Source organism: Acidobacteriota bacterium (genome assembly GCA_018001935.1).
Taxonomy (GTDB): domain Bacteria; phylum Acidobacteriota; class JAAYUB01; order JAAYUB01; family JAAYUB01; genus JAGNHB01.
The window spans coordinates 211,794-224,389 of the sequence record JAGNHB010000001.1 but is presented as its reverse complement, the minus strand read 5'-3'; the positions used below and the strand labels follow the sequence as shown (position 1 = coordinate 224,389).

At 68.3% G+C, this 12,596-nt stretch carries 10 protein-coding genes; 6 read left to right on the top strand and 4 right to left on the bottom strand.

Annotated elements, in window-relative coordinates:
• Positions 1–2 precede the first annotated feature (2 nt).
• From KA419_00880 to KA419_00870, 3 genes are all read left to right on the top strand, one after another.
• On the top strand, positions 3–269 hold the full coding sequence (locus KA419_00880) for a helix-turn-helix domain-containing protein (GenBank protein MBP7864474.1): 267 nt from the start codon (positions 3–5) through the stop codon (positions 267–269).
• Complete coding sequence (locus tag KA419_00875) at positions 226–984, top strand: hypothetical protein (GenBank protein MBP7864473.1); 759 nt, start codon at positions 226–228, stop codon at positions 982–984. The genes KA419_00880 and KA419_00875 overlap by 44 nt, the downstream gene beginning before the upstream one ends.
• A 94-nt stretch (positions 985–1,078) precedes the next feature.
• Complete coding sequence (locus KA419_00870; GenBank protein ID MBP7864472.1) at positions 1,079–2,467, top strand: sigma-54-dependent Fis family transcriptional regulator; 1,389 nt, start codon at positions 1,079–1,081, stop codon at positions 2,465–2,467.
• Here KA419_00870 and KA419_00865 read toward each other — a convergent pair.
• Together KA419_00865 and KA419_00860 are read right to left on the bottom strand one after the other, a co-directional pair.
• A complete protein-coding gene (locus KA419_00865) occupies positions 2,443–3,396 on the bottom strand; it encodes an ADP-ribosylglycohydrolase family protein (protein MBP7864471.1) in 954 nt (317 codons plus the stop codon). The two genes, KA419_00870 and KA419_00865, sit on opposite strands and share 25 nt — an antisense overlap.
• 3 nt (positions 3,397–3,399) lie before the next feature.
• The gene (locus KA419_00860) at positions 3,400–3,882 is read right to left on the bottom strand and encodes a septum formation initiator family protein (protein MBP7864470.1); all 483 of its coding nucleotides are present in this window, start codon (positions 3,880–3,882) and stop codon (positions 3,400–3,402) included.
• 161 nt (positions 3,883–4,043) lie between these two features.
• Here KA419_00860 and KA419_00855 point away from each other — a divergent pair, with 161 nt between their 5' ends.
• On the top strand, positions 4,044–5,492 hold the full coding sequence (locus tag KA419_00855) for a radical SAM protein (GenBank protein MBP7864469.1): 1,449 nt from the start codon (positions 4,044–4,046) through the stop codon (positions 5,490–5,492).
• A gap of 849 nt (positions 5,493–6,341) precedes the next feature.
• Positions 6,342–6,839: an NAD(P)H-dependent oxidoreductase gene (locus KA419_00850; protein MBP7864468.1), complete on the top strand. Its 498-nt coding sequence runs from the start codon at positions 6,342–6,344 to the stop codon at positions 6,837–6,839.
• A 346-nt stretch (positions 6,840–7,185) separates the two neighbouring features.
• Here the strand turns inward: KA419_00850 and KA419_00845 are convergent, their stop codons facing one another.
• Entirely contained in the window at positions 7,186–7,851 is a 666-nt protein-coding gene (locus KA419_00845) for a helix-turn-helix transcriptional regulator (protein ID MBP7864467.1), read from the bottom strand.
• A 221-nt stretch (positions 7,852–8,072) separates the two neighbouring features.
• Positions 8,073–11,387: a protein kinase gene (locus KA419_00840; GenBank protein ID MBP7864466.1), complete on the bottom strand. Its 3,315-nt coding sequence runs from the start codon at positions 11,385–11,387 to the stop codon at positions 8,073–8,075.
• 264 nt (positions 11,388–11,651) lie between these two features.
• Between KA419_00840 and KA419_00835 the strand changes: the two genes are divergently transcribed.
• Positions 11,652–12,590, top strand: coding sequence for a UDP-3-O-acyl-N-acetylglucosamine deacetylase (locus KA419_00835; protein ID MBP7864465.1), 939 nt, complete (start codon positions 11,652–11,654; stop codon positions 12,588–12,590).
• The last annotated feature ends 6 nt before the right edge of the window (positions 12,591–12,596 follow it).

Below are 12,596 nucleotides of genomic sequence, written 5' to 3'. Positions count from 1 at the left end.
CGATGCAGGGCACAAAATCGAAATTCGGGATCAGGGAATGCCTGGAAGCGTACGTCTCGGAGTGCCTCCGGACGGGTGTGAAGTTCAAGGACACCCTCCTCCAGGCGGAGATGGAATTCGTGATGCAGGTCCTGGCCTCCACCGGTTACAACGTCTCCAAGGCCGCGGAGATCCTGGAGATCAACCGGAACACCCTGCGAAAGAAAATCGAGCAGTTCAAGAGTTTTGAGCGATTCAACCACCACCAGAGCCTTCATTCCGGCCGCTGACCATCCCCGGCTTTCCGCTCTCCAGCGCCACACCGCCCTGACGGTCCTGGGCGGCCGGGCCGGTCACGAGAGGAAAACGCTCCAGGTCCGGGTTTTCCCCTACCGGGGGTTGTTGGGGAAACTGATGGTCGACCGGTCGACCATCCGGCTCTGCCTTCACCCGGCCGTGCTGGAGGCCCCCCGGGACATTTTCTCCGCCCTGGTTCGCGTCCTGGCCGCCCGCCTGGGCCGGAACGCCCCGCCCCCCCCGGACCTCCGCCTCGTGCAGGCGTTCACCCGCGGCCTGTCCGGACAGCCCCTTCCCCGGTCGCGGCCGCTGCGGGGCCGGCCCCCGCGGGGGGAGCATCACGACCTGTCCGAGATCTTCGACGCGGTCAACGCGGCCTGGTTCGACGGCCAGGTCGAGGTGGAACTGGAGTGGATGGCCCGGCGGTCGTTCCGGAAACTGGCGGAGTACCGGTCGGACCACCGCCTGATCCGGGTCAGCCCGTTGCTCGACCATCCCGAGGTCCCCCGCCGTTACCTGGAGTTTTTGCTCTACCACGAGATGCTGCACGCCTTCCTGGGCCACCGCGACTTGCGGTCGGGCCGGAGAGTGCACCACCACCGGCACTTCCGCAGCATGGAGCGGGCCCACCCCGCGTTCGCCGATTCCGTCCGTTTCGAGCGCACCATCCTTCCCCGCCTTCGCCGGAAGCGCCGGTCGCGGCCCTGACCGGCGGCGCCCTTGCGCCGGTGCGGCGTTTTCGTTATCCTTTGTACGGCCCGGCCCCGCGCGCCGCGGCCAGATCACCCTGGAGGTCGACCCCGTGACACAGCACGCAATCCTCGTGGTGGACGACGACGAAGGGGCCCGCGAACTCCTGAGCGAGGCCCTGTTGCGCGACGGTTACGCGGTCACCGGGGCCGGCAGCGCCGAGGAGGCGATGGAGGTCCTCGGCGGCGGCGCCTTCGACCTGGTGATCACCGACGTTCACATGGACGGGCAGACGGGCATCGATTTGACCCGGTTCATCAGCGAGCATCACCCCGGCACCCTGGTGGTGGTGGTCACCGCGTTCGGCTCGAGTGACGTTACCATTCAGGCCGTCCGGGCCGGCGCTTTCGATTTCATCCCGAAACCGTTCCAGCTCGAGAAGATCCGGCGGATCGTCTCCAACGCCCTCGCCAAGCGGGACCGGATCGTGGCGGACAGCCTCGTCGAGCCCGCCGCCTCCGTCCGGAGCAGCACCGGCCGCCTGATCGGGACCTCGGAGAAGATGATCGACGTGTTCAAGCTGATCGGCAGGGTCGCCAACACCGAGACCACCGTGCTGATCGAGGGGGAGAGCGGGACCGGCAAGGAACTGGTGGCGAGGGCCATCCACGAGAACTCCTTCCGCCGCGACAAGCCTTTCATCGCCATCAACTGCGGCGCCATCACCGAAACGCTCCTGGAGAGCGAACTGTTCGGCTACGAACGGGGGGCGTTCACGGGCGCCGACAAGGCCCACGCGGGGATCTTCGAGGCGGTCAACGGGGGGACGTGCCTGTTGGACGAGATCGGGGAAATGCCGCTCCCCATGCAGGCCAAGCTGCTCCGGGTCCTCCAGGACGGCGAGGTGCGGCGCGTGGGGTCCACCCGCGAGATCCACGTGGACGTCCGAATCCTGGCCGCGACGCACCGCGACCTCGAGGCGATGATGCGGGAGAACCGTTTCCGGGAGGACCTGTACTACCGGCTGAACGTGGTCCGGCTGACCCTCCCACCCCTCCGCGAACGCCCGGCGGACATCCCCCTGCTCGCCGGTTTCTTCCTCCGGCAGTACCAGGAGCGGAACCGGCGGAAGGGACTCCTTTTTTCGGAGGAGGTCCTGCGGGCCTTTCTCTCCTACGCCTGGCCCGGCAACGTGCGGGAACTCGCCCACGTGGTGGAATCCGCGGCGACGCTGACCCCGACCCCCGTCATCACGCTGGAGTCCCTCCCGTCGCGGGTCTCGACGGGCGTCCGCGATGAGCGCCTCCTGGAGCCGCTCCTGCCCCGGGCCGGCCACGGCGGGCTGCTCCCGCTGGACGAGGTGGAGCGGATCTACATCCTTCACGTTCTCAAGGAAGTCGAGGGGAACAAGTCCATGGCGGCCCGGGTCCTGGGCCTGGACCGGAAAACCCTCCGCCTGAAGCTGAAGCAGTACGGTTACGACGCGGAGGATGCCGAGTAGAGCTGATCCGCGAGTTCGAGAATCAGCCGGGAGTCCCGGAGCCCTTCCAGGAGGTTGGCGGGGATGCCCTCGATCCCGTTGAAGGCGCCCAGGAACGCCCCCGTGAGGAACCCCAGGTTGTCCGCGGCGTCCCCGGCGTACACGACCCTGGACACCGCCTCCGCATAGCCCCTCGGGTGTTTCAGGAAGGTGAAGAGCGCCGAGAAGAGGCTTTCCAGCACGCTGTACCCCGTTCCGAGCTCCTGGAGGCCCTCCTCCATGGAAGACGGCAGCAGGGTGACGACCCACTGGAGGATCTCGTCGAAAGAGGGGTCGAACCGCTGCATCTCCCGCCCGGTTTTCCGGACGGCGGGGACCAGCTCCTCCTCCCCCTTGCACTGCATGATGTTGTGCAGGAGCATGCTGAAACACTGGCACGCACTCATGACGCGCGACTCGCGCAGGATGATCCGGGCCAGCGAGAGCACCTGCTCGAGGGACCCGTCCAGGTTCCGGTGGAGAAAGAGCACGGACGGCGGCACGAAGGCCAGGGGCTTGCTCCCGTCCTGGTACCCGCCGGACTGGTGCCAGGGGGCGCCGTCCCTCAGGCGCCGGCAGGCGGCCAGGATTGACCGCCCCGGGGTGACCCACCCCTCCTCCTGGTAGAGGCGCACCATGGCCTGGGCCACCCGGTCGGGGTCGATGGCCTTCCGCTCCAGGATGGTCTCGATGACCATCATCATCAACTGGGTCTCGTCCGTGTACTGACCCTTGTCGTACTGGGCGTTGACGTGTCCCTCGGGGGCGCGCTGGAAGTGGGGAACCGGTTCGGGGAAAGACTCCCTCACGACCTGCGGGTGAAGGAACTGGTACGGCATCCCCATGGCATCCCCGATGGCGGCCCCCAGGATAATTCCCCGGAACTTCGAGCGGTCAAGTCGTCTTCTCATCGCTCACCTCGCTCCCGCAGAATTCTCGCGTTGCTCCGCCGGCCGGGAGGCTTTCCCCGACCCGCCGGACGCCGCCCCGGCTGCTGCCGCTTCGACGGGCGAGCCGGCGGGGGTCACGGGACCCTCGTGCTTGCTGCCGGCCGCGGCGCCCTCCTTCCCCGCGGCGTATCCCGGGTCGGCCCCCTGGGCGGGGCGCGTGTCCTGGAAGACAATCTCGTCCGGCAGGGCGTAACCCAGACGCTTCCGGATCTCGAGCATGAGTGTGGCCGGATCGTCCTGCAGCTTGCGGTTGCGAGCCTTCAGGGCCTCGTTTTCGGCCTCCAGTTCGGCCTTGCGCGCGGCGTAGGTCTGGTACTCCGCGTCCTTGGCCTGGAGGCGGAGCAGGCCGTGCTGCCCGACGACGGCGAAGACGGCAATCACGCCGCTTCCCACGATGAGGGCGATGAACGCGATTTCCTTCTGGATGGACAATTTTCTCGAAGCCATTTCACGCCACCGAACGATCCTGATTCATTTTAGCGCATAAGGCTTGCAAATGCAAAGCGAATACGGCGTTCCACCCGCATTTTAACGGACGGGGGCCGCTTTTGAATTGATTTCGGCCGCCCCGCGTTGTATATTGCGCGGCTGTCGCAAGGAGCTGGAGCATGGAAGACAAGCAGTCGATCCTGAAATCCCAGAACAACAGCGTCGAGCAGTTTCTGCTGAGCCCCAGGGTCCGGAAGGTGCTCGGGTTCTTGTCGCGTCGGAACCGCAACGGCGGGACCCTCCTCGAGAGACTCATGTACTCTTACGAGAACCCCTCGGCGCCCCTGTGGGACCGGCTCCGGTTCTACCCCTTCCACACGGTGATCGAGCACCTGCTCACCCAGCGGAAAGCGAACGCGGAGATGACGAAGTTCAAGCTCTTCCACCACCGCCCCACGCTGCGGGCCCTGGTCAACACCTCCCGGAGCATCGGGGAGTTCGGCCTCGTCACCCCCCAGAAGTTCGCCATGCCCCTCATGGTGGTCTGGAATTTCACCCAGGCCTGCAACCTCAAGTGCCTCCACTGCTACCAGGACGCCTGCGCGAAACCCCTCCCCGACGAGATGGACCTGGAACAGAAGCTCCGCGTCATCGACGAGATGGCGGACGAGTACGTCCCCTTCCTGGCCCTCGCGGGCGGCGAGCCCCTGATGGGGAGAAACTTCTGGGAAGTCCTGAAGCGGTGCAAGGAGCGGGGCATCCACGTCACCGTCGCGTCCAACGGGACCACCATCACCGAGGAGACCGCGGCCCGGCTGGTCGAGTACGGCGTCAAGTACCTCGAGGTCAGCATCGACTCCGCCAGCCCCGCCAAGCACGACGAGTTCAGGGGCATCCACGGCGCCTGGGAGCGTTCCGTTCGGGGGATCCGCATCGCCGCCGCCACCCCCGGGCTGCGGGTGGGCTTGGCCACCTGCATCTCCCAGTCGAACGTGGACGAGGCCGAGGACATCATCCGGTTCGCGGTGGACCTGGGTTGCGCCACCTTCGTCCACTTCAACTACATCCCCGTCGGCCGGGGGACGAAGAACGACATCAACGACCTCTCCCCCGCCCAGCGCGAGGACCTCCTGAAAACCCTCCAGCGGTGGATGGACCGGAAGGAGATCAACATCATGAGCACGGCCCCCCAGCTCGGCCGGGCCTGCTTCCAGTACGCCGAACTCGAGGGGCGCATGGCCCTCGGCCACGCCGGCTCGGCCCCCGGTTCCAAGATCCGGGTCCTGGCCAAGTACATCGGCGGGTGCGGGACGGCCCGCTGCTACTGCGCCATCCAGCCCAACGGCGACGTGACCCCCTGCGTGTACATCCCCCACCGGCTCCTCGGCAACCTCAAGGAGAAGACCCTCCGGGAGATCTGGCGCGGCAACGTCTACTTCGACACCCTCTGCAACCGCGACAATCTGAAAGACCACTGCCAGGTCTGCGATCACCGCAGCGTCTGCGGCGGCTGCAGGGCCCGGGCGGACGCCTACCTGGGAGACATCCTCGCCGGCGACCCCGGCTGCATCAACAACCAGGCCCTCTGGGACCGCCTCTGCCAGGACTCCGACGAAGCCGCCGTCTGATCCCCGCCCGGGGTTCAAGTCCCGCCCAGCGTTCCCGGGCGGCGCACGCTTCCACGTCCGGCAGGCGCAACAGCACCTCGGAAACCGGCAGCTTCTCCCGGGCCAAGCGACCCGGTTCCTCTTGACAAACCCCAGGGACAAGGCGCGCAGGCCGCCGGAGCGCCGTCGGAGGGGGACCACATCACCATCGCGGGGGATGCAAGGTCGCCAGACGGGGGCACCGCTCCCGGAGCACCGGGTCTCCGCCCCCCGTCACTCTCCCCCCGCCGCTCCGGAAGCCTGCGCGGCGCGGTCAAAGCGGCGCTCCGCCAAACCTGCGCGCCGCACGGGGCTGGCCCCCTCAGGACGGTGTACCGGCCCTTGCACGTGTCGGTGTCCGAAAGCCGTAAGCGTGTAACATCTGTAGCGGGGGCGGCGGGGGCGCCGTCCAATTGACCAGAAACCGCATTTTGCAACTCCTTCTCTTCAAATCGGTTGCGAATTCGTTTCCGGCGAGAAGGCTTACTACGCTCACGCCCTCCCCCGTCCCGATCCCCGCAGGGGATCAATCTGTGTAGAAAGGGCGGTTTTTCTGGTAAAATCCGCCCCGCGCAGGCACCAGGCGGAGGGTGCTGAGCCTTTAGATGGCGTGAAGGCGCCGTGATGAAACCAAGGCGAGAAGGGACAAAGGGGCCAAAGGGACAGGCTGAGCCGACGCTGCAGGAGGACGTTGATGGGGCATGCCACCCAAGCAAGCGAATTGTCGGCACACCCTCCGAGCCTTCAGCCTGACAGGCTTCAGCCAAACCACCTTCAGTCTGACCGCCTTCAGCCTGGATCCTTTCCCCATGATCAGTCTCGGAGGTATCCATGAACGTGCTCGTCCTTTACTTCTCCCGCAGCGGCAACACCGCCGCCCTGGCCCGCGGGGTCGCCGACGGGGCCCGGTCCGTCGCCGGGGTGGAGGCCGTCCTCCGCACGCCCGACAATGTCACCCGGGAGGATTTCCTGGCAGCCGGCGCCCTGGTGGCCGGTTCCCCCGTCTACTTCGGCGGCATGGCCGCGGACCTGAAATCGATCTTCGACCGTTTCGTCGGGCTTCGGAAACAGATGGAGGGCAAGGTGGGCGCCGCGTTCGCCACGTCCGGGGACGTCTCCGGCGGCAAGGAGACCACCCTCCTCTCCATTCTCCAGGCCATGCTGATCTTCGGGATGATCGTGACGGGCGACCCCCTCGACGCCACGGGGCACTACGGGGTTTCCTGTGTCGGCGCCCCGGGGGACCGGGACCTGGAAAACGCCCGAAAGCTCGGCCGTCGGGTGGCGCAGGTGGCGCTGAAGCAGGCGTCGGGGGTTCCCGAAGGCTGAGAGTCCCGCTCTCCGGGGGCCCGTCGGAGCCGCAGCCGTCAGGGAGAGGTAAATCACGGGAATTCTATTGTTTGCTAACGCGCGGCGCTGAGGGGCGGGGAGTGGTCGGGTCACGCACCCCACGGGAGGGAGGGGATTCTCACCCCCGCGCCGGGACGGTGGGTGCGAACCATCCCGCGCCGGGACGGTGGGTGCGAACCACCCCGCGCCGGGACGGCGCGTGCGAACCATCCCGCGCCGGGACGGCGCGTGCGAACCATCCCGCGCCGGGACGGCGCGTGCGAACCATCCCGCGCCGGGACGGTGGGTGCGAACCATCCCGCGCCGGGACGGCGCGTGCGAACGGTTACTCCCCCCGCACGCGGGAGGGGAGCATGCCGTAGATCTTCCGGAACACCCGGCTGAAGTAGACCGGGTCGGAGAAGCCCAAGCGGTGGGTCAACTCCCGGACGGTGGGGGGCGGTTCGCCCTCGGAGAGGAGCCGGAACGCCCGGTGCATCTTCTCGTGGGTGAGGGCGTCGTGCACCGTGATGCCCCGTTCCCGGTGAAACCGTTCGGCGAAGTGGGTCCGGCTGTAGTGAAACGTGTCGGCCAGGGACTCGAGGGTCAGGTTCCGCAGAACTTCCTCGGGGCACTCCTTCAGGTACCGTGCCGCCTTCCCGCCCAGGTCCTCCGCGGCCATGTCGGACTCGACGCCGTCCACCAGCGCTTCGACGTCGCGCAGGAACGCGGCCCCGCACGCCGCAGCCTCCGTCTCCCCGCGCCACTCCCAGGGGAACCGCGCCTTCAGGCGGGCGACCCGGTCGGGGTCGGCGTCGCAGAAGCCGTGGAGAAGTGCGTCCAGGATCGCCTCGAGGTGGGACCGCAGTTCGGGGGACCGTTCCGGGAACTGCCCGGCGAGAAAGCCGACGCAGGTGGACAGCTCTTCCCGGAAGGCCTCCCGGCCCGCCATGAAGTACTTGCGCGTCAGGAACCGCGCCATGTTGAGGGTCCGGGTCAGGTATCGCTGCATCGGCGCTCCTTTGATCGTTGATTCGACGGTCGAAGGATAGCCCCCCGCCGCGCCCGAGTCAAGATTGTCAGCACCGCAAGAAGTCAATTCAGCCACAAAGAACGCATGGAACGCGAAGAAAGAAAGGCCTTAAAAATACATTGAAATCTATGTTTTAGGACTTTCCTTGCGTGTCTTTGCGTTCTTTGTGGCTTGTGGGGTCCGGACTGGTTGCGGAGAAGTCAAGGCAATGGCGGGATCGCCAGGCAAGCCGCGATTTCCTCCGGCGTCTTCAGGCGGTCGGCGGGGTTGCGGGCGATCAGGCGGAGCGCGAGATCGGAGAGGGCCCCGGGAATGGCCGGGTCGATCTCGGACGGCGCGACGGGGGTCTCGCTGAGAATCGCGTAGAGCATGGCGGCAGGGTCATCCGCGTCGCCCGCGAAGGGGGGCGCCCCGGTGAGCATCTCGTAGAGGATTACGCCGAGCGCGTAGAGGTCCATCCCCGCGTCCTCCCGACCCGCGCTCCCCAGGTACTCCGGCGGGAGGTAGGCCACCGTGCCCGCGGGGATCGCCTGGCTGGTTCGGGTCCGATGGTCGGACAGTCGCGCGAGGCCGAAGTCCAGGACCTTGATCCGGGACCCGTCCCCGTCCGCGTGCCCTCCCTCCGCATCCAGCACGAAGACGTTCTCGGGTTTCAGGTCCCGGTGCGTCACCCCCGCTTCCCGGATTGCCCGGACGGCCTCGATGAGTTTCCGGAAGATGTCCAGGGCCCGCCCGGGGGGGATGCCCTCGGGACCGATCAGCGCCCGCAGGCTCCGGCCCCGGCAGAACTCCATGGCGTACCAGAGCCGCCCCTGGTCCTCCCCGCGTTCGAAGACCTTGACCACCGCCGGGTGGTCGATCCGCTCGCACGCGAGCCCCTCGCGGACAAAGCGGTCCCGGGCCACGGGGGTGTCGGGGCTCGTGTCCAGGACCTTCACGGCGGCCTCGGCGCCGGTTTTCCGGTGTACGGCCCTCCAGACGGTCCCCATGCCCCCCCTCCCCACGGTCTCCAGCAGCCGGTAAGGCCCCACATGGTGGGTGGAACGCCATTCCCGGACCATGCCGTGCAGCCGGACCACCATGCGCCTCCCCACCAGCACGAGCCCCACGGCCACCGCCAGGATGAGGGCCTGGAACCATCCCCGTTGGATCAGCGGGGCCTGTACGGTGAAGCGGAACACCGCCCCGTCCGGCCCCCAGGCGCCACCGGGAAGGCGACCCTGGACCCGCAGGGTGTACTCGCCCGGGGGCAACGCGGCAAATCGGACCTTCCGGTCGGTGAAGGGCTCGGACCAGTCCCGATCGAAACCCTCCAGCCGGCTCCGGAAGCGGAGTTGTTCCGGGGCCCGGAAAAACAGGGCCGCAAAGCGGAACTCGAGGTCGCGGACCCCGGGCGCGAACACGTCCTGTCCCGGGGGGACCGGCTGGTCGTCCGCCAGGATTTCCACGATCAGGGGAGGTGGGGAAACCGGGACGGTCTCGGCCCGCTCGGGATGGACGACACAGAGCCCGCGGATGGTGCAGAACCAGAGGCATCCATCGGAGGTCCGGCACCCGCCCGGAAGGCACTCCAGGCTGCGCACCCCGTCCTCCGTCCCGAACCGGGTGCACTGCACGGCCGCCCCCGGCCGTTCGGCAGCCGCCTCGAGCTGTGCCCGGCGTGCCCGGAAAAGTCCCTGGGGCGTGGCCATCCACAGGCAGCCACGGCCGTCGTCCAGGATGGAGAGGATTGTGTCGTGCCACAGGCCCTGCCGCGTCGTGACGTTCCGTGCCACGCCGTTTCGGCAGCGGAGGAGCCCGGCGCCCCGCGTCCCCGCCCAGACCGTGCCGTCGGCGTCCACGAGCAGGCAGTCCGATTCCTTCCCTTGCGCCTCGGGCGGGACGGGGACCGCTTCGACGACCCCGGACCGGAGCCGCCCGAGCCCCCCGCGGGTGGCCGCCCAGACAGCCCCGTCGGGCCCGCCGGCGAGGTCGTTGACGCTGCGGAAGGGCGGCGCCTCGGTGAGGGGGCCTTCCCGGAGCACACCGTTCTGGAAGGCCAGCACGCCCCGGGTGGCGGTGCCGACCCAGAGGGTCCCCATCGGGTCGCCGCACAGCGCGTGAACGACGTCCGGGGCCTTCTTGCCCGAGGGCTCGACGACGGGCTCGAGCTTCTGGTCGTGCGCCCGGATCAAGCCTCGCCGGGTGGCCAGCCAAATCGTCCGGTCTTTCCCCTGGACGACGTCGTAGACCCACGTCCCGGCAAGGTCGACGGCCTTGTAGGCCACAGCCCGGCCGTTCTCGATCTTGTTGAGACCGTTGTCGGTCCCGACCCAGGCCCCGCTCCGCGTCCCCTCGGCCACGCACAGGACGCGGTCGCTCTGCAGTCCCTGGCGACGGGTGAAGGGGATGAACATCGTGTCGCGCAGCCGGGTCAGGCCGAGGCGGGTCCCCACCCAGAGGTTCCCTTCCCCGTCCTCGAGGAGCGAAGTCACATGCTCGTCGGGCAACCCGTCGGCCGCGCCCAGGATCTCCATGCGCCCATGGTTGACCCGGACCACCCCCTTGCGCGTGCCGAACCAGATCATCCCCAGGCGGTCCTCCAGGATGGGGAAGGGCGCGGTGGAGGCCTGCATGTCGCCGGGCGTGAAAAAGGAAACCTCGTAGGAGACCCCCCGGGGCTCCCGAACCGAGACGGAGTGAAGCAGGTCGCCGTAGGTCTCGTCCACGCTGGAAACGGAGTAGCCGGTCCACAGGCCGCCTTTCCGGTCCCGGAGCGCCACCCTGAGGCACGCCGCCGGTCCGGGTTCCTCGGGGACGAAGGGGTGGGCCGGTCCGGTGCCGAGCCGCGTCAGGGCGCCGTCCGCCGTGCCCACCCAGACGCCCCCGGCCGGGTCCCCCCAAAGGCCCGAGACGAGATCGGACGGGAGGCCGTCCCGCCGGGTGTACCGGCGCATCGACTCCCCCACGAGACGGTAGACCCCCCGGTCCGACGTCCCGGCCCAGAGGTCCCCCTCCCGGTCCCGCGCAAGGGCCGTGATGGTGGTCCCGGGTTTTCCCGCCTCCCCGGCCATGGGGACCAGTTTCCCCTGGCGCCATCGCAGCAGGCCGCTGCCCCGGGTCCCGACCCAGACCCCGCCGCCCGGTTCGGGTTCGAGGGCCGTGACCTGCCGGACCGGGTTCCGGGCGTTGTCGTCCACAGAGAAGGGGTAGAAGCGTACGCCGTCGAAGCGGCAGAGCCCGTCGTCGGTCCCGACCCAGATCCAGCCGTCGGCCGCCTGGGCGAGGGCCCGCACTGCCCCCGTCGGCAGGCCGTCATCGGGCCCCCAGGTCCGGAACCCGTACTGCGAGACCTGGCGCGCGGGGTCGAGCGCCGGCAGCTGGCCGGTCAGTACCGTCAGCAGCACGGCGCGAGCCGCCAGCCGGACAAGCCCCCGGCCGCACAACGGCAGGGCCCATCCGGCCACCTTCCGGGTGGAAAGGCCCCCGCCTCCCCCCCAGGCACTCGCAGCACCTCTGGAATCCGGTCGTGTCATGGGTGCCACCATAGCACCCCGACGAACAGCCGTCAAGTCGAGGATCCGGGGGGCCCCGCTCCGGGAGGAGACGGCAACCCGTGGTGGTTTGGCCACATCTTTCCATCCGGTGGTGGAGAACCGCCACACCCCCCGGGCATGCGACGCAGGCATCTGTTTGTTTTCAAGCCGCTTGGAAATCGCCTCGTTTGGCCCGGGGATTGCGTAAAGAGTGTTTCGCCTTCGCCCGTGCACCGGCGAAAAGCTCAACGCGCCGAGGATCGAATGACAAGGTACCCCTGCCCGCAGATGACCCTGGGCGGCCCCGTCTCCTTCAACGGGGTCGGCCTTCACTCCGGATGCCAGGTTGCCATGACCATCCACCCCGCCCCGCCCGGCACCGGGATCGTTTTCCGCCGCTCGGACCTGGATGGTTTTCCCATCGAGGCGACGGCCGCTCACATCGCCAACGTGAGTTACGCCACCACCCTGATGAAAAAGGGGGTCCTGGTTTCCACGGTGGAGCACGTCCTCTCCGCGCTTCGGGGTTACGGCGTCGACAACGCCTTCATCGACGTGGACGACATGGAGGTCCCCATCCTGGACGGTTCGGCCGTCCCGCTCCTGGACGCCTTCGACCGCGTCGGCCTCGCGACTCAGCCCGCCCCCCGCCGGACGCTCCGCATCCTCCGGGAGGTGCATCACGAACTCGGGGACAAACTCATCACGGCCTCCCCGTCCGACCGTCTCGAGGTCACCTACCTCATCGACTTCCCCCACCCCCTCATCGGGCGCATGGAGAGAACCTACGTGCCGACCCCCGACGTGTACCGACGGGAACTCGCCCCCTGCCGGACCTTCGGGTTCATCCGCGAAATCAGCCAGCTCAAGGAGAACGGGTTGATCAAGGGCGGTTCGCTCGACAACGCCGTGGTCTTCTCGGACACGGCGGTGCTCAACCCCGGGGGCCTCCGCTTCCCCGACGAGTTCATCCGCCACAAGGTGCTGGATTTCCTGGGTGACCTCGCCCTCGTCGGGATGCCCGTCATCGGACGGTTCTTTGCCGCCCGGGCCGGGCACGGGATCCACGCCGCCCTGGTGCGCAAGATCCTGGCGAACCCCGCCAACGCCACCATCGAAACCGATTCGTCCGACGCACCACCGGTCACCTTCCGCCCGCCGGCCGTCGACCTCCGGGCCCCTGCCCTGCAGCCGGCCCCCTGACTTTTC

What these genes read in the sequence shown, in the direction of transcription:
- KA419_00845 (MBP7864467.1), bottom strand. Translation starts at nt 7,851, where the DNA reads ATGCAGCGATACCTGACCCGGACCCTCAACATGGCGCGGTTCCTGACG.
- KA419_00855 (MBP7864469.1), top strand. Translation starts at nt 4,044, where the DNA reads ATGGAAGACAAGCAGTCGATCCTGAAATCCCAGAACAACAGCGTCGAG.
- KA419_00850 (MBP7864468.1), top strand. Translation starts at nt 6,342, where the DNA reads ATGAACGTGCTCGTCCTTTACTTCTCCCGCAGCGGCAACACCGCCGCC.
- KA419_00865 (MBP7864471.1), bottom strand. Translation starts at nt 3,396, where the DNA reads ATGAGAAGACGACTTGACCGCTCGAAGTTCCGGGGAATTATCCTGGGG.
- KA419_00860 (MBP7864470.1), bottom strand. Translation starts at nt 3,882, where the DNA reads ATGGCTTCGAGAAAATTGTCCATCCAGAAGGAAATCGCGTTCATCGCC.
- KA419_00840 (MBP7864466.1), bottom strand. Translation starts at nt 11,387, where the DNA reads ATGACACGACCGGATTCCAGAGGTGCTGCGAGTGCCTGGGGGGGAGGC.
- KA419_00880 (MBP7864474.1), top strand. Translation starts at nt 3, where the DNA reads ATGCAGGGCACAAAATCGAAATTCGGGATCAGGGAATGCCTGGAAGCG.
- KA419_00835 (MBP7864465.1), top strand. Translation starts at nt 11,652, where the DNA reads ATGACAAGGTACCCCTGCCCGCAGATGACCCTGGGCGGCCCCGTCTCC.